Below are 17614 nucleotides of genomic sequence, written 5' to 3'. Positions count from 1 at the left end.
GAAATCATACATTCAAGACCAAGGAAGGCACGATACTTTATACTTTGGTTTTGTATATTACAAAAAATATACTTCAGAAATCAAGTTTCTATGAATACAGATTGTACCGTACAATTTTAAGAAAAGAAGCTATATTAAAATGATGACTTCAAACAAAAATCATACACAAACCGTATCGAGAAAAAAACCACTGAAATCTAATGAACTGGCATTTATATATTTTATCCTTCATCTTCGGTATTGCCGGAGTTTTTCATCTAATTCGTCCTAAGGCATTCATGAGAATCATGCCTTTGTATATTCCTTATCATAAACTTTTGGTTTATATAAGTGGTATTGCTGAAATTCTTGTGAGTTGCGGTTTATTATTTACAACAACCAGGACGGTTTCTGCCTGGAGTATAATTTTTATGCTCATTCTATTTTTTCCGGTTCATATACATATGCTTACACATAAAAAAGCGAGTTTAAATCTACCAAAATTCGTTTTAGTCATTAGATTATTACTACAATTTGGTTTGATTTATTGGGCCTATCTTTACCTTTAGTTTTTGTTTATTTCAAATTAATGTAATGAAAAGGGCAAGGCAAACACACTTAAAAAAATTACTTTTACTCTAAGGGTAAAAAGTTGAATTTGTATAGGTCTGATACCGTTTTTTTGATTGAAAATAGATTTCAGCATACGCTGGAATGACAAAAACCTACAAAAAACAATTCCTCCCCCTCTTTTTAATATGTATTGATCTTAAATGTGCTTACCGTGATTGAAGAGGGCAGTAAATACTTCAACAAAAAATATTACAATACATTCCTATTGTAAATGGTATTAGCTCAACTATCATTCTGGTCAAGTACTCAATACCTAAAAAATCAAAATAAGAAAAGCCCGTTTGCGCCCCTGCAAACAAGCTTTTCTACACATCAAAAAACAAACAACAATTAATAAATTGAGGTTATTTTATAATTAATATCACTTATCACAATATTAATTTTCACACTTAAAAACTATATGTTACTCCTACCTTAGCAAAAAAAGGTGTACCTGGGGTAAAATGTATCTCTTCTACAGACTCTGATTCATTAAACAATCTGGATTCGGTAGCAAATTGCGTTTCGTTCCATTCACTGTTAAATAAGTTTTCTATGGTAACTCCAATGTTAAAGTTTCTCCATGTATAATTAACATTTGCATCGACAATGGTATAGCCTTTTGCTACAATACTATTGTCTTCATTTGCGGCTCGATCGCCCAAATATCGATATCTAAATCCGCCAGAAAAATTGTGTATTTTATCAAAACTAATTCCTCCTGTAGCTGTAAATTTTGGTGCCAATGGTATATGATCTTCTCCTTTAGGTGCATCCAAACTTCTGGATTGTGTATACGTAATATCTGTATCAAAATACAGCCAATCCTTAATTTGATACCTAGCACTTAAATCTAGTCCTAATCTTCTTGTTTTTCCGCTGGGTTCTACAACACCTTCATCCCCAACATACACAAATTCCTGATCTAATTCTAAATACCAAAATGCCGCATTAAAAAATAGTTTTGAAAATGGTTTCCAGTTTAACCCAATATCAATCGAATATGCTTTGGGTAATATTTTTTCTCCTCGCTGTGCTACCACTACTCTAGTATCATTACCATGAAAACCAATTCCTGATTTTAAGAAAACATTCAGGTTATCTGTAGGGTCATATGAAAATTGAAGTTTTGGAGTAAGAATGCTTTTTGTATTAGATTGTGTCCTATAATCTAGCAATAGCGCATCGTCATATATATATTTAAAATAATCCCAACGTAGTGCAGGTGTTATTTTAAATTTTCCGAAGTCAAAAACGGTTTCTAGAAAGCTATATGAATTGGTTTCATTCACATTTCCTAAACTTACATTCTCCAACGTCTCAGTTCTATTACGTGTTCGGGACAATTCATTGTTTGAAATAGCATCATTACGTACTCCTATTCCTGCATTAATATCAATATTAATATCATTCCAGGAGAAAAATGAATTTAACCTACTATTGAACCCAAAAATATCACGATCTTCTCTTTGTCTAATCTGGTCACCATTAATCGGATCATTAAGAAAAAAAGTGAAATTAGAATACAGTTCAAAATCATAATGAGTATAATATGCATTGGTTTTTAATGTCGTATTATCAGATATAAATTTGTTATAATTAACATTAAAATTTGTTCTTGATGTCTTACCGCCTTCGGTATCATCTATTGCTCCAAATCTGGTAATTAAACCCTGCACTACTGCCCTGATTGGGACTTGCCCAGATGCATCCCATCTACTGGTAAAATGAGAGCCGGATACCGATATCTTATTGTTATCAGAAAGCTGTGTTGTATATTTTGTAGCTAGATTAATTCTATTAAAATTCTGTGCAGAGTTAAAAGGACCATCACTTTCTAGATATTCTAATGCCAAAAACATATCTTCTTTTGCCGAGGCTTCAAAAAGATTAAATAAACCAACCGTCCTAAGAGTATTAAAGTCCCCTGCTTCTATTTTGATTTGATTGTTCTTAAATCTTTCTTTTGTGCTGAAAGAAACATACCCTGCGGTATTAAAATTACCTTGATCTGCATAATAAGCACCTTTACCCAGGTCTACTTTGCCTATAGTTTCTGGGATTACAAAATGAAGATCAGCATATCCTTGTCCGTGTGCATGAGATACCATATTCACTGGCATCCCGTCTACAGAAATGGCTATATCGGTACCATGATCTACATCAAAACCTCTAAGAAATATCTGCTCTGCTTTTCCTCCTCCGGCATGTTGCCCAATAAATAAACCAGGTACCCTGCGAAGTATTTCCTGAGAAGAGTTAACTGGATTGGTCTTCATATCCAGTTTAGTAATTAGCTGCAATGGGTTTATTTCTTGTTTTACTATTAATTCGTCTAACTGAAATATCTTATCTTTTAATGTAATAGTCTGTTCTTTAGTAAAATCTTCTGCTCTAACCACTAATTGTTGGGTTTCGAACCCCAATAAACGAATGGTTAGTGTATTCCCAACAGAAACATTGTCTAAAACAAACTTTCCGTTTTCGAGGGTATGCGTATGATTTTCTGATGTCGTATTCAAAACATATGCTCCATCCAGAGGATTAGCAAAAGTGTCGTAAATCTTACCTTTTATAGTTTGGCTTTGTACATAACCAAAACAAAAGATCATTAGTATGTAAATAGAGTACTTCATGGGTTTTGGTTATAGTTCTATAATACTTTTAGATAACACAGGTCCTAACTCGTAACTACTCTCCAGCAGTTCTTGCTTTATAGCTTTTACTTTATCGAGCATACCATTAGCCTTATAAATCTGTGCGATATGATAATTAGCTTCTGGTTCAAAAGTTTTATCGATAATATATTTTTGAGCAATTTCTAATGCTTGTTTATGGTCTCCCTTAAGCGTAAGGATATAGGCTTTTAAATCATATATTTCTGGTGTTGGTCGATTAGCAATCTCTCTTTCTGCAATCTGTAAGGCTTTATCAAATTCCTGATATTCTTCTGCCAAAAGCATTGCATTATAAGCATTATACATATCGCCATACCTTTGATCATTAACAGCTTCATTATACGCTGTGATATTTTGGTATTTGCTTTTTTTGTTTTTTTGAAATTGGGCAATTTCAGCTTTTAACAAATAGTAATCTGGGCTTTGATGAGTCTCTATCACTGCATCTATAATTCTTAACGCTTCTTCTGGATTCTCCTCATATGAATAGGCAATCCATGCAATTCCTTTTTTGGCGTATCCATTTGAAGGGTCTATTTCTAATGCTTTTAAATAATGGTCATACGAATCCTTAATTCTACCAGCATGACCATAGTAATCTGCTATGTTTGTATATGACCACAGGATTAAACTTTGGTTTTTACTACTTTCTGCAATCGATTTTGCCTTTTCCATATAACGTATTGTAGCATCCAGATTACCTTTATAGTCATTCCATTTTGCTAATCGAATTAAAAAATTGTAATCACTTTGATTGGCAACACTTTCTAAATGTTTTTTTGCTTCGTCATACTCTCCTAATTCCATAGACACATCAAACAATACTAATCTTGATGCTGTATTAGGGTTTAATATAAAGGCACCTTCAGCCGCTTTTTTTGCTTCATTAAATCGATGTTGAGAAATAAAATTTTGTGCCAATGCCAAGAGGTAGCCCTCTTTTTTTATAGCAGCCACAGCTACAGATTTAACAAGTACCTGCTCTACCTTTTTAAGGTATTGTATATCTCCTGTATATTTAAATAACTGTGAATAGACTCCTGCTGCACGAGACATAGCAAGAATTTGTGTACTATCTTCTGTTATTCTTTTATTCCAGAATTGTAGTTCTTTTATAGCTTGTTGAGCTTTTGGATTTTGTTTTTTCTGAAGATACGCTTCATAATCCTGGGGACTGGTAATGATATTTTTTGATTTCTGGCATGAAACAAGAATGCATGCCATAACCATTACATATATTATGTTTATTAATTTCATCTTTTTTGTTTTTTGAAGTTTTTGTATTCGAGGCAATTTTAGGATTGTCATAAAGAACGAAGTCGATGTTTTAGAATATAATACGGGGTAATTTCCCGACTTCGTTCGATTATGACTAGATAAGCAGGGGTTCTACTTTACATATTAGGTGCTTCTAAGTATGGGAATGAAGCTAAAGCATTTACTGATGAAGGTACTCCATCTCTAACCAATAATGGTAAATCTTCTACACCATCTCCATCAAGATCCTGGCCGCTAAATCGATCTCCATTCATTCCTCCAAACATAAGGGTTAAAGAAATATCGATCACATCATCAGATAAACCTCTACCGGTAAGTACATTTGTACCATCAAAATAGGTCGTTGGTCCATCTGGTGCTACCCATAATACATCTGTAGCCAGAATAGTAGTTAATGTTGCTGCATCAAGACCTAATATATTGTTTTCATAGGTTACGCCAAATGCAGCATGAAGATCATTTAAACGTTGTAAAAATGCCGGTTGAAATGTTACTCCCTGCTCAGAAGGAATCGTTACATTAAAGCTGTTTTTAGCATCATCGGTTGGATTAAAAACAGTATTAATACCTGGTCTTCCCATTTGATCTACCTGAACAAATGTCCCAGAAAAATCTATCTGTACTGGTGGTGTAATTACTACTCCTCCGTCATCATCTTTGTTACAACTGCTTACTCCAATGGCTACTACAAGAGCGGCTACTATATATTTTATATTATTCAATTTCATCATGTTTTGTATTTTAAAAAATTTATGTTCTTATTATTGTTTTCTTTTTGCTTCTACCCAGGTACTGAATACTTGTACTCCTGTTCCTGCAGGATGGTCAAAAGTTCCTCCTAGTAATGTATTAGGTACTTCTACTACTATAGACAATACATTGGTTCCGAGAAAATCATCTTTACCTGGATCGTTAAATCCCCCCGCTGGTGCAGTAGATGTTCCTGCGATTACTTGATTAAACTCACTAAAAGCAAAGAAGAACGGATCTTTACGAAGACCTGCAAAATAAGAGATCCCATTAGCCGTTGCTGTAGTTGCATTTGCTCCTGTACTAATCTCAACCTGACCCAAATATTGAGTTTTATCATCAATAGTACTGTTCAACCCAGTTGCACTTGGGGCATAAGGCCCAAAGAAATACATAATACCATCTCTAGTTATTGCCTGTATTACCCTATCCTCTATATGATCTCCATCATTATCAATATTGAACTCTATGAGTACATTTTCATCAAATTGTGCAGTAGCTCCCGGAGTTAAAAGCCCTTGTACGTTTGCTACAAAAACGGTGTTGTCAGGGTTTGCTCCTTCTAAAGCATAAACATCTGTGATGTCTGCAGTACCCCCAGCAACAGCTGGAGCATCTAAATGATCGGCAGCAATTAATACCAGTCCTATAGAAAGTAGACCGCCAATGATAAACAAGTTTGTTTTTTTAATAATGTTCATTTTTTTTATTTTAAAAGTTTACGGCCATACTTACGAGCATTAGTAAGGCATGGTTTTATCAGAAATGTTAAAGAATTGTTAAATTAAAATTGTGAGGTATACATACTACTTACCGAAGTGGTTTAACCTTTTTTGACTCTAGCGAAAAAATAGTAGTTTTTTGATCAATTGAAGTATTTTTTGCGCTTCATAGCAGCGCTACGAAGTAAGAAAAAGGCAAAAATTGAGTAAAAAAAGGCATTTTTATAGCGAATTGAAAAAAGTTTAAACCACTTCACTATATAAAGTAATAGGAAAACACGATTTCATCGAAAAAAAACAGTACTCAAGAGTTTATCCTTACTCTGTTTTCACTTCATTTCTAAAAATCCGTGGTTTTTTAACAAAAAAACGCATGGTATGCCTCTCTTCTTAGCTGTTTTTGGGATACTTTATTTAGATATAAGTGAGCTGTTTAGCTACCTTTAGAAAAATAGAAACTATTCGTTTTACACTTCTCTGGATTAGACCTGTGTATCTCGTATTATAAAAATATTAACCTAAATATATTTCACAATGATCAAAAACATTTTAAACGTAGAAAAAATTAAAGTTCTAAAAAAAGAAGAGCAAAAATCTGTTAATGCCGGATCTTTTGCATCTGATTGTTTGCCCGAAATTCGCCCATGTCGAAGCAATGACGATTGCTGTACTACTTGTAATACAACTGGTATATTCAAAGGTTTATGTGCTTTTTAGTTAGCGAACATATAGAACTAAATTCAATATTAATCTAACTATTAGATACTATTCTTATACTTCCCGCTGGTTTAAAAGAATAATAAATTAACCTTCAAATATTCATACAATGATTAAAAACATTTTAAACGTAGAAAAAATTAAAGTCTTAGAAAAAGCAGATCAAAAACACATTAATGGTGGTTCTTTATCATTCGATTGCATACCACAGATTATAGATTGTGATAAGCATAGAGATTGCTGCTCAGGAAAATGTCATCTTCACTGGGGCATATGCGCTTTTTAATTTAGAATAGTTCCCATTAAGAGAAATCATTTACAATGCATGAGTTTCTCTTAATGGTCTATTATTTTATACAAATTATTATTGAAGTGGTTTAAGAGAAAAGTAATCTTAACTAACAACGTAATATTCTTCTCAAAAAAATCTAAGAAGATATTATACTATGAAAACAGATAGCGTAATACTAAAAGATTGTAATTGACAAATACATTGCTTTTAAATCATTACTGGTTATATCATTATAGCCTTAACTTTTATTAAAATATAAAATTAACTTCGTGAAATAACCTTTCTGCAACTACTTTACCAGTCCAAGTAAAAACCATTTCAAAAAAACTTGATTTTCCTGAAAAATTACTGTTTTTCAGGAAACTACTTATCATTATTTTCAAAACATAGCCATAAATTTACAATAGAAAACACACCCCATTATTTTCATGATGTGATTCGAAATTATTATAACCAACTTAGAACATTAATGACAGATCAACAAAATTGTTTTGTAAAGACAAAAGAACAAATACACAAATCAAAAATACTATTCTATCATTTAGAAGTATATACTGAAAATAACAAAAAAGAATACTCTCTCATTAGAGTTAAAGTATTTGACAATTGGAAAAGAGAAAAATATCATAACGGTAGATGGCATCCTATTCTAAATATTAAGAATTATTATCGCAATCAACGTCCCGGTGTATTTATCAACGAAAAAGAAGCTGTAGTAATAATGATATTAATTGATCATCAAGAGCAACTTTACCATGAAAAATGAATTGAATATCATCACATTATAATGAAATGATTGCTGAAAAGGAAGAATTTTAGTTACTTGAAAATCTAAAATTCTCTCAGCCTGTAGAAATACACTCTTCCTTATTTTTCAAAATCTATATTGCCAAAAATATAGCTTAATACAACAAGCCAGATACAAGGAATATTGTTGCTATTTTTCAACCGCCTTAAAAATCCTTGAAAAAACACCCTAAAAAACTTAATTCAACGGTTAAAAATCTATTTTTCAATGATTCAACCCTTTTAAAACTTATAATATAATTATAAATTTATTATATAAATACACTTTTATTATTTTCATGATGTGATTAAAAGCTTTCAAAAGCTTATTTAGAATACTACAGACAAAACTATTATTTACGATGAAAGAGGAAATTAACAAATTAGAAATACTTTTTTATCATTTAGAAGAATACTTTGTTGATGGCAAAAAAAAGTATTCATTGATTAGAGTAATTATAACTGATTCGTGGAAAAAAGAAGAGTATCGTGCAGGTAAATGGCATCAATTTTATGGTACCACGAGCCACTATCCTGATTCATATCCCGGAGTTTTTATCGATGAAAAAAGAGCACTAGAAATAATAAAAATAATCAATCTACAAGAACAAGAAAACAATACTACAAAAAAGACACCATTAAAATGATCATTTATTTAAAACTTCATTTTTTATATATACCATCTACTTATAATTTAAGCATGCTCTAAGTTTAATGATGTATTTGAAATAGTTATCATAAAAAACATAAATATTTTCTCAAATAAAAAACCAAAACAATTTATAGCTATTTAATAGCTTTCTACGATTTGGACAGGATATTTTATGTGCCTTTTATTAAATTATTCAAATTCTCGGTTTATTAACAAAAAAAACTTTAATTCATTGGTTTATAACCATGTTTTTAGAGCTTCCTATTTAGAAGTAATTACACTCTTTGACTAGTTTAGTATAGAGAATAAAGCTTTTTTATTTTCTACACATATTTATTAACACAAACACAGATCAAATGAAAAACACGAATGTATTACACCTCTGTATAGGGGTACTCGTATTATTTTTTATGGTTTCTTGTACCAAAGATGAGGTTACAGAAACTACAGAGACAGAGCTAGAAGAAACTATGGTTGATCCTCTGGCAGATACGAAGCAAAAATTTACACAATTGGGCTATGATGCTCGTGATCTTTCTATTACAACTATTGCCAATCCCATTACTCGAAAGACAGAAAAATTGTATTTTTTGCAGAATGATTTAGCGTTCTCAATTGAGGATTTAAAAAACCTCTTGGGCAATCAGGCTTCCAACCTTAACACAAAACAATTTTCAACCAACAGACTAGTTAAGGCACCTAGAAGGATTACAATTTTTGCTATGGATGCCCCGAACGATGATCGTTCTCTAGATCAAGATATGAGAGTTGCCCTAAATATTGCAGTAGGCGAATATAATAAACTTAATCTTTCTTTATCATTTACAATTAGATCTGGGTCCGACATAGATACTGCTACTGAAGATATAAAAGTGTTTGTTAACACGAACCTTCGGAACACTGCTACTAGAGCATTTGTAACTAACCCAACTCCTCTTGGCGGAAAGCCAGCTGATAATATAAATTTAAACCCAGATCTTTCTCAAACAAGCGTTTTGTTTACGGCTAAGATCATTATGCATGAAATAGGTCATACAATAGGTATAAGACATACCGATTGGTTTGATAGTTCAATCTCATGCCCCAAAGATAATGGAGAACAGGCATTACCCTTGGGAGCCAATATAATCCCAGGAACTTCTGGTTTTGACAATGTCGACTTAAATTCTATTTTTTTAAGCTGCTCAGTTGATGAAAGTGATACTAGATTTTTTAGTGATCTAGATAAGATAGCTTTACGAGAACTATATGGAAAACCCTTAATTGTTGTAGATCCAGCGTGCCCTACTATTGAAGCGGGCAGTGGAGGATTGCTGTCTGGCCATCATGTTTCTATTATATCTTCAGGTTATACTTGGACCTCCAAAATGATATTTGATAGACATGTGTTTCCATGGGCATTCTCAAAAGATGAAAATCACTCCAGGCTTGGTGGTCTAAAAGTATCTATTAATCCTTGGAGAAATTGTGGCACTGCCGGACCAAGATCAGCAACGTTAAAATTAACATTTACTTCTAACTATGACCCAAACGATGTACAAATTCGTAGTGTACCTATAACCCAATCTTGCGATATAGGTGGCCCTGGTCACAATTAATCAATGAAACACATCATTCTTTATAGTATTCTAATAGGATACTCCATTTTTTTGTTTAGTTAAGGATAAGATTTCATATCACATTGAACTTGTCCAAATGTTTTCAAATATGCATTTTCAAATGTCTTCGACAGGTTTATCCTGAATCTATCGAAGGGTTTAGACTGACAACTATAAGCTTAACTAAACGACATTGATGATACCCTCACAGATCTTAAGGATTTGTGAGGGTTTCTATTTCTTTTATAGTCGTAGTTCAAAACACAGAAACTATTCGAATTATCACTCATGTTTTGATTCTCCTCTTTTTATATATCTCCTACTTTTTTAAACAAGTAAACAACGATATTATACTAGTTTTTCGACTCCCTTCAAAACCTTCGTTTATTAACAAAAAAAACTTTAATTCATTGGTTTATGCCTCTGTTTTTAGAGCTTCTTATTTAGAAGTAAGTACACTCTTTGACTAGCTTAGTATAGAGAATAAAGCTTTTTTATTTTCTACACATATTTATTAACGTAAACACAAATCAAATGAAAAACACGAATGTATTACACCTCTGCATAGGGGTACTGGTACTATTTTTTGTAGTTTCCTGTAGCAAAGATGAGATTACAGAAACAGAAACCACAGAATTAGAACAAACCACAACAGTAGATGCTAAGGCTGCAGCATTTACCTATACTCTAGAAACAACTGCAATTTCAACAAAAGAAGAAGAGTTATCTCTTGAATTAGGTCCAAAAGCAAATTCTTTGGTATTTGTAGGAAGTACCCTTAATCCCGGTTTCACGTCTCTTCAACTCATAACTGACCCTATTGCTCCATGGGCAAAAGCCGACAACGAACTTAGTAATACTAAAGCTTTTATTCTAAACACAGATGGATTTGGGGGGAGGAATCTACAACGAAAAACAACTCTTATAGCACAATATTTGGGTCCCAATCGTGAGTTACTCCATAGTAAGTTAATTCATGTAACGCAACTTAATCCAAAATTAGAGGTTACGTCTGGAATCCGTTTCAAAGGTGCAGGAGGTGCTCTTCCAATCAGTGTTACCTCTTTTGCTCTGGAAAATGGTTTTACAGTAGAACCATTAAACGGTCTTCCTTCTAATTGGGTTAGAGTTTATAACATAGACACAACATCTCCAGAGGGAGGGTTTACAGTATGTGCACATGGTTCCGCTAATAGCAGTGAGTGTGATGGCGATACCCAAAGATCTAAAGTATACTTGGTAAAAGGTGTTTCTAAATTTGGTGAACAAATAATTCGTCGATTTACTGTTTTCCAAAATTGCAATAATAACCCAGACGATGATTTCCCTACTGATTGATAGGCAAGGTATTCGCTTATTTAAGAATTATATAGTAATAAAATAGCCAAAGGATATTTTTCTTTTGGCTTTTTAAACACTTTGTTTATTAATTAAAAATTCAATTCACTTTGTTTATATCTTTTTGTCAGGATATTATCTATAGTAGAAGCTACATGTTTTTAGCTATCTTCTTAAAAAACGGATATTCAATACTCAATAACACCTAATATAATCTAGAGAATGAATCTGAAGATAAAAAAAGCTGAATTAAAAAACAAAGATGAGCTGTTACAGCTCTACAAAAAAACAGCAGAGGTTGATGATGGGATTATTCGTAATACAAATGAAGTTAATCTAGAGTATATTTCTCAATTTTTAGAAAATTCTATCAACAATGGGCATATTTTAATTGCGCTTATACATCACAAGATTGTTGGCGAAATTCATGCATATACCCCAAGTATTTATGCTTTTCAGCACATATTAACAGATGTAACCATAGTAGTTGATCCAAATCATCAGGGAAAAGGAATTGGACGAAAATTATTTGAACAATTTTTAGAGAATGTAAAAACAGATCTGACTCATATCTTTCGGGTCGAATTATATACCAGAGAACACAATGATCGAAATGTAAGATTTTATAAAAGTCTTGGTTTTATTAATGAAGGAAGGCAAAAGGATAAAATATTTATTTCGAACTCAAAATTTGAAACTCCACTACACATGGCTTGGTTCAATCCTAATTATAAATAAAAAACTATGAAACAAAAAAAAATATTGATTTTAGATTATTCTGTTGATCAAAGTGAAACCTCTGTAATCAAACAATGCCTACCCCAGAATATTGAGGTTTCTTCATTATATATTGATACAGAAGCGTCTTTTCCTGATGATTTAATCAAAACAGCATTCACACACGTGATCCATACAGGATCTGCACTATCTATTACAGAAAATGCTCCGTTTACAAAAAAAGTAATAGATTATATTCAAAAAATAAATGCAAAAGGTATTTGGCAAATGGGGATTTGTTATGGGCATCAACTCCTATGTAAAGCATTAGTAGGAGATCATGTTGTGCGCTCTTCTCCCAATGGTTTTGAGGTTGGATGGGAACAGGTTTCATTTACCAATACTGCAAAAAACTTCTTAAAGGTTAGAGAGCAGGAAATAGTATGGCAGCATCATTTTGATGAGGTTATAGAATTACCAAAAGATTCAGAAATTCTTGCTACCAATACACATACCAAAATCCAAGCCTATATCAACTATGAACGAAAGCTTCTCGGAACACAATTTCATCCTGAGTTTAACAAAAAATCCGGCAATGACTATTTTCTAAAAGACAGGAAGTTTTTGGAAAAAAACCATAAAAATGTTGATACTATCATAAATGAGGGACCTTCCTTTGATTCTGGAAACATCTTTTTTGACTTTTTCTTAAAACAATTTCCCTATACCAGTATTGATGACTTATAGAACACTATCCTTTCCTCCAAAGTCTATTATAAATAATTAGAATACACACCTAATTTCCTAATGCTTTTCTACACTACTTCAAAACCTTGTTTATTAACAAAAAAACATTTAATCCGCACAATAAACACTTTTATTTCGAGGCATTATACTTTCAAAAAACATTCTTACCTATTAGCTTTAGTAGAGAAAATAATCTTTTAAAACTTTTATTATGAAATCAAAATTGTTAAACTTAGGTAATCAATTAAGTAAACAACAACAACAATACATTAAAGGAGGTGGCCCAATGTTTTGTGACAATAATGGTAATTGTCCTTCTCGCTATGTTTGTTGTGATTGGTTATACTGCAAATTCTATTGTTAATTTATAGTATTAAAAATATGCTGTTTTTACATAAAAACTGATATAAAATTTTACCAGCTTATATCAGTTTTTTATTGTCATGCGTTTTGTGAATATAGCATCTGGTTTAATCTTACCATAGTATCTTATTTATTAGTAATCTCAAAAGTCTCAATGCTTTCTTTTTTCTTGATCGCATTAACTCCTTTTTTTTGTAAAAACTCGAGAATATCTGATACCTCAGCAGTTTGTAACGTTTTATAACCCATACCTTTATTATATACCAACATATCCTGTAAAGGTGTATCGATATTAAAATACTCCCCTGTTTTATTTTCTAGTTGAGTCACTATATGTTTTACAGGAGTATAAAGCATACGTGTTCCTTCTTCTATACTCTCTGGTTTTATTACATCCTCATTCTTTTCTTCAATGATCAGCTTATTTACTTCCTGCATACTTTTAATAGTTTTAAGCTCCATAGACAATCCATCCAGTAAGTCTTTTTCAATTTTTTTATAAGCTTCTTTTAAATGCTCGCCTTTTTTATAATAGATGATATCATAACTAATGGTATCGTTTGTTTTGTTTTTTACCCAAATAGGTGAGGATAGATTATGCATATACTGAAATAAATTTGTCAACATATATTTTTGATTGATTATTAAGAATCATATGTATATGATTTACGGGCCGCATAGACAAAATATACTTCGATTTTTCACCTCCTAAATGTAACCGAACAATACTGTTATGATCTGGCAAACTATTTCCCTCAATCTTAAAATTTCCTTGCTCATCTAAAATGCCTGAATTAATAATTTGATCTTCAGACATCATATTATAACCATAACCATCGGGAGCAAAATAGGATAAATAGATTTCATTAGTCCATAAACTATCATAATTCGATAGTTTTCCTGATATTTCATATTGTGCAAGTACCCATTGACCGGTAAGGAAAAATAGTACAATGATTAGTTTATCATAGAACGTTTTCATTTAAATAAGTTATAGTACCAATATATTAAAAACAAGCTTTAAGAATAATCTATACTCAAGGTCGTTTATTCGCAGTAAAAATCATAAAAATGTAGATAATACTCCTATACAATATATACATATTTGACTAGCCATTCCATTTAAAACTTAATTTGATTGTATGAAGCTATAAAAAAACCTAAACTCTTAAAAATCAAATCATAATACCTTTAACAATTCATATGTGGTGCCTTCCAATATTTTTTTTTATAACGATCCCTTCTTTTACAATATCAGACAGAATAAGAGAAGTCGAAGGTATTCCATATTGAGATATGTTGTCAATAAAATCTTCTAGATGATGATGATCACAGACAATTACTTTCATAATAAGAGAAGTATCTCCTGTAACTCTGCTACATTCTAGTATTTCAGAAAAATCCCCCATTAACTTCACAAAGTGAAAAAAATTATCAGCAGTTTTAAAACGTATAGAAATATAAGCAGATAAAGAGTACCCAAGCTTTTCGTAGTTTATTACTGTGGTATAAAATTCAATTACATCTGTTTCTTCTAATCTTTGAATTCTCTCTCCTACTGCAGATGATGAAAGTCCAATTTCTCGCCCTATTTGAGCGTAAGAAAATCTAGAGTTACTTTTAAGTAATTTAATTATTTTCTGATCTAACTTGTCTTTTACCATGATTCAATTTGGTTTTAAGAATCACTAAAATAATTTAGTGAAGTTTTTAATTTTAATAAAAAAGCCCCTGTTAATGATAGTTGTTTTTGTTTTTTATTCGTATTCTTCGAGTAATTCATGAAACAAATCTGCTAGTCTAATTTCAATGAAATTAACTATTTGTTCTTCTGATTCTTTATTTAGATACATAGAGAATACGTTTACTGCGTTACGTTTTTTGAGTATCATAATATCTCCTTCTGTATTTTCTATATCTTCAGGTTTTAAATTCCATTGTAATAATGATCGTAATAGTTTGGTATGAGATTCATATCGTTTCTCTAGTATATTTTGTCGTTTTAAATCTTCTGGATCTTTTTCTTCTGCACTGTTTATTTTACCAGTTAAGATGGTATATTCATCCCGTATTTCACGATCAACATCCTGAGCCTCACGAATCAGTTTTAAATAAGATTCATAGATTTTTTCATTGTAAAACTCTATAAAATCAAAATATAGATTCATTGCTTTAAGATAATTTACTCCTATCTCTTTGTATACTCTTTTATCCTTATTTTGTGTTTCCAAAAGCTGCTTTCCTAATACTACAAGTTTTCCTTTTTTATCTTCAATAAGGTTTGCAAAGCCTTCTTTTTCTGGAAGTCTTAGTAGTTTTGGTGTAATATCTTTAGGTAAACCTTCATAGCGATACTTTCTATATTGTATCCTAATAGTATCATTTTGTACTTTTGGCTTTTTATTAAAATTAATTTTAGGTTTTTTAAACCCAAAGGTATAGTTGTATCCAAAAGTCGCTGTAAACTCGCTTAGGTTACCATTACTACTACCATTTCTAAATAATTGTACGAGATTAAGATTAAAATTATGTTTCTCCTTAAGTACATACGTTATTCCTCCTCTAAGATTTATTATATTGGTTTTCGAAGTACTATTGTTAGTGGTATTGTATCCAGCAGAAAGTCTTGTTTGTAGCGTCTTTTTAAAATACTTCTTGATTACACTCATGTTAGGCCCCCAGGTAGTGGCATCTTCTCTCCCGATAGTATTATAGGTCCCATTAAGAGAAGTTGTAACACTCAGGTTTCTTTCAGAAAAACCTATGGTATGTCCTAAATTTAAATTATGAAAAGTAGAAGCATCTCCTAGTCTTACTACCCCACCCTGTTCATTAGAAACATCATTTAGTGTATAGTTCATGCTTAGGTTTTGACGGGCTGATTTTTTACCAGAAAGCACATAATTTATTGCTAAAGTGGCTGTTTGTGATAATTGTTTATAATCTAACTCTTCAACCTGTTCGTCTAGAATATCTCCATCATTAATATCATCAAATTGGTTTGGTTTGATATTGGTAAACGTACTAAAATTAGAATATGACCCCGAAATATTAAACTTATCAGATAGGTTAAGATTTGCATTTAATGCCCCTACTGTACGATTTGTATTACTGTTCTTTAAATTGTTTAAATCATCTCTTTGATAACCAATATTAAATGCTAGTGCAAGTCGATCTCCAAAAAACGTATTGGATATATCTAAGGTTATATTCTCAAAATCATTATTAAAATAATATGCTCCCAGAGTTTCATAACCTGGGTCTATGCGTTCATACCCTAATCCAAAGTTTATTTTTCCTACTACATATCCCAACCGGGTACTAATAGCCTTATAATATTCTGTTGATGTGCGATTATTAAAAAGTATTCCTATTGCAGAAGACTCGTTATTTTCTATTTCTTCTGCCCTAAGGTCTTTGGTGATAGCAGAGGTTGCGTATTCTCCCTCGATAGTAAAATTATTTCCTAGCTTAACTTCGGCTTCTATACTTACTACCAGATTTTCCTGAGGTAATACTTGTTTTTCTTCGGGAACAGAATCAATAGAGTTTTCATCATCTTTGGCATAAAAACCAATCACTCCGATTTTGTATTTTTCTTTTTCAAAACTAGTTTTGATACCATATCCCATACGATCATAAGAAGGGACTGTTCTTGGATCATCATCATCATTTACTGCTTTAAGCAATCTACCAGCCATAGCACTTATTTTTAATAAACCTGGTGGGGTAAGATCAATTCCTCCCCCCATAAACTGATGCCCATTTAAGGTAAAAGGAGAAAAACTCATGTTTACATTTCCTATATGCCCCGTTGCCCATTTATATTTTGGATGCAAGCTTATGCGGTTAAAATCAAAAGGTAACTGGTATCCTAAATTCTCTCCTTGATTAGAAAAACTATAAGAAACAGGAATTGAAAAGCTATACATATTTATAGTAAGTGCTCCTTGTAAGAAATAAGTAAACTGTTCTCGATTCATATTCTTATTGGATTCATAATACACTCCATTGGCAGAGATACGCCCAGTGATTTTAAAAGGATTACTGTTTTTTATATTATCATAATCAATTGTTTGACTCATCGACAGCATAGGAAATACTAGTATTACAAGTAATCTATATATATGTTTTACATTGATGGGGCTATTAGTATTCACGTATTAAAAATCAAAATAATTTTTCATCTGTTTTAATCATATACTTCTAGAGGTATGTACGAGAAAAACAAAAAAATGGTTCTTTCTTTTTCTGATTTCTATATTTGATTTTCATTCTATTGTTTATCCGATTGATTGCAGAAAGTCTAATCATCTATAATGGTATGGTTATATGTATTGTTTACTATAACTTGCACATTAAAAAATCATCTGAATAGAATTATC

General features: G+C 31.7%; 18 protein-coding genes. 10 read left to right on the top strand and 8 right to left on the bottom strand.

What is annotated here, in order from left to right:
- Positions 1-200: 200 nt before the first annotated feature.
- Positions 201-548: a DoxX family protein gene (locus tag NNH57_RS03975; RefSeq protein ID WP_074410255.1), complete on the top strand. Its 348-nt coding sequence runs from the start codon at positions 201-203 to the stop codon at positions 546-548.
- A gap of 453 nt (positions 549-1001) precedes the next feature.
- Here NNH57_RS03975 and NNH57_RS03970 read toward each other — a convergent pair whose 3' ends face one another.
- The 4 genes from NNH57_RS03970 to NNH57_RS03955 all read right to left on the bottom strand — a co-directional run bounded on the left by NNH57_RS03970 (position 1002) and on the right by NNH57_RS03955 (position 5989).
- Positions 1002-3227: a TonB-dependent receptor gene (locus NNH57_RS03970; RefSeq protein WP_108808747.1), complete on the bottom strand. Its 2226-nt coding sequence runs from the start codon at positions 3225-3227 to the stop codon at positions 1002-1004.
- A gap of 9 nt (positions 3228-3236) precedes the next feature.
- Complete coding sequence (locus NNH57_RS03965; RefSeq protein ID WP_108808790.1) at positions 3237-4526, bottom strand: tetratricopeptide repeat protein; 1290 nt, start codon at positions 4524-4526, stop codon at positions 3237-3239.
- Between the two features lie 137 nt (positions 4527-4663).
- Positions 4664-5275: a DUF4331 family protein gene (locus tag NNH57_RS03960; protein ID WP_074410257.1), complete on the bottom strand. Its 612-nt coding sequence runs from the start codon at positions 5273-5275 to the stop codon at positions 4664-4666.
- 33 nt (positions 5276-5308) lie between these two features.
- Positions 5309-5989: a DUF4331 family protein gene (locus tag NNH57_RS03955; RefSeq protein ID WP_074410319.1), complete on the bottom strand. Its 681-nt coding sequence runs from the start codon at positions 5987-5989 to the stop codon at positions 5309-5311.
- Positions 5990-6553: 564 nt separating this feature from the next.
- On the opposite strand from NNH57_RS03955, the gene NNH57_RS03950 reads away from it, so the two are divergent.
- From NNH57_RS03950 to NNH57_RS03910, 9 genes are all read left to right on the top strand, one after another.
- Positions 6554-6736, top strand: coding sequence for a hypothetical protein (locus tag NNH57_RS03950; RefSeq protein WP_074410258.1), 183 nt, complete (start codon positions 6554-6556; stop codon positions 6734-6736).
- Positions 6737-6845: 109 nt separating this feature from the next.
- On the top strand, positions 6846-7022 hold the full coding sequence (locus tag NNH57_RS03945) for a hypothetical protein (protein ID WP_159099298.1): 177 nt from the start codon (positions 6846-6848) through the stop codon (positions 7020-7022).
- Positions 7023-7497: 475 nt separating this feature from the next.
- A complete protein-coding gene (locus tag NNH57_RS03940) occupies positions 7498-7794 on the top strand; it encodes a hypothetical protein (protein WP_074410259.1) in 297 nt (98 codons plus the stop codon).
- Positions 7795-8176: 382 nt separating this feature from the next.
- On the top strand, positions 8177-8461 hold the full coding sequence (locus NNH57_RS03935; protein ID WP_074410260.1) for a hypothetical protein: 285 nt from the start codon (positions 8177-8179) through the stop codon (positions 8459-8461).
- 361 nt (positions 8462-8822) lie between these two features.
- Positions 8823-10064: a M57 family metalloprotease gene (locus tag NNH57_RS03930; protein ID WP_082995055.1), complete on the top strand. Its 1242-nt coding sequence runs from the start codon at positions 8823-8825 to the stop codon at positions 10062-10064.
- Between the two features lie 534 nt (positions 10065-10598).
- Complete coding sequence (locus NNH57_RS03925; protein WP_108808746.1) at positions 10599-11402, top strand: hypothetical protein; 804 nt, start codon at positions 10599-10601, stop codon at positions 11400-11402.
- A 222-nt stretch (positions 11403-11624) separates the two neighbouring features.
- Positions 11625-12140: a GNAT family N-acetyltransferase gene (locus NNH57_RS03920; protein WP_074410263.1), complete on the top strand. Its 516-nt coding sequence runs from the start codon at positions 11625-11627 to the stop codon at positions 12138-12140.
- Positions 12141-12146: 6 nt separating this feature from the next.
- Positions 12147-12866, top strand: a complete 720-nt coding sequence (locus NNH57_RS03915) for a type 1 glutamine amidotransferase (protein ID WP_074410264.1) — start codon at positions 12147-12149, stop codon at positions 12864-12866.
- 211 nt (positions 12867-13077) lie between these two features.
- Positions 13078-13230: a hypothetical protein gene (locus tag NNH57_RS03910; protein WP_159099297.1), complete on the top strand. Its 153-nt coding sequence runs from the start codon at positions 13078-13080 to the stop codon at positions 13228-13230.
- Between the two features lie 125 nt (positions 13231-13355).
- Here the strand turns inward: NNH57_RS03910 and NNH57_RS03905 are convergent, their stop codons facing one another.
- The 4 genes from NNH57_RS03905 to NNH57_RS03890 form a co-directional block, all read right to left on the bottom strand.
- Positions 13356-13832: a hypothetical protein gene (locus NNH57_RS03905; RefSeq protein WP_132066135.1), complete on the bottom strand. Its 477-nt coding sequence runs from the start codon at positions 13830-13832 to the stop codon at positions 13356-13358.
- Positions 13825-14211, bottom strand: coding sequence for a hypothetical protein (locus NNH57_RS03900; RefSeq protein ID WP_108808744.1), 387 nt, complete (start codon positions 14209-14211; stop codon positions 13825-13827). The genes NNH57_RS03905 and NNH57_RS03900 overlap by 8 nt, the downstream gene beginning before the upstream one ends.
- A gap of 217 nt (positions 14212-14428) precedes the next feature.
- Positions 14429-14893, bottom strand: a complete 465-nt coding sequence (locus NNH57_RS03895) for an Lrp/AsnC family transcriptional regulator (protein WP_108808743.1) — start codon at positions 14891-14893, stop codon at positions 14429-14431.
- Positions 14894-14986: 93 nt separating this feature from the next.
- Positions 14987-17314: a BamA/TamA family outer membrane protein gene (locus tag NNH57_RS03890; protein WP_234423414.1), complete on the bottom strand. Its 2328-nt coding sequence runs from the start codon at positions 17312-17314 to the stop codon at positions 14987-14989.
- Positions 17315-17614: the final 300 nt, after the last annotated feature.

The sequence above is a fragment of the Aquimarina spinulae genome (genome assembly GCF_943373825.1).
Taxonomy (GTDB): Bacteria; Bacteroidota; Bacteroidia; order Flavobacteriales; family Flavobacteriaceae; genus Aquimarina; species Aquimarina spinulae.
This window is presented reverse-complemented; position numbering and strand designations above follow the sequence as displayed.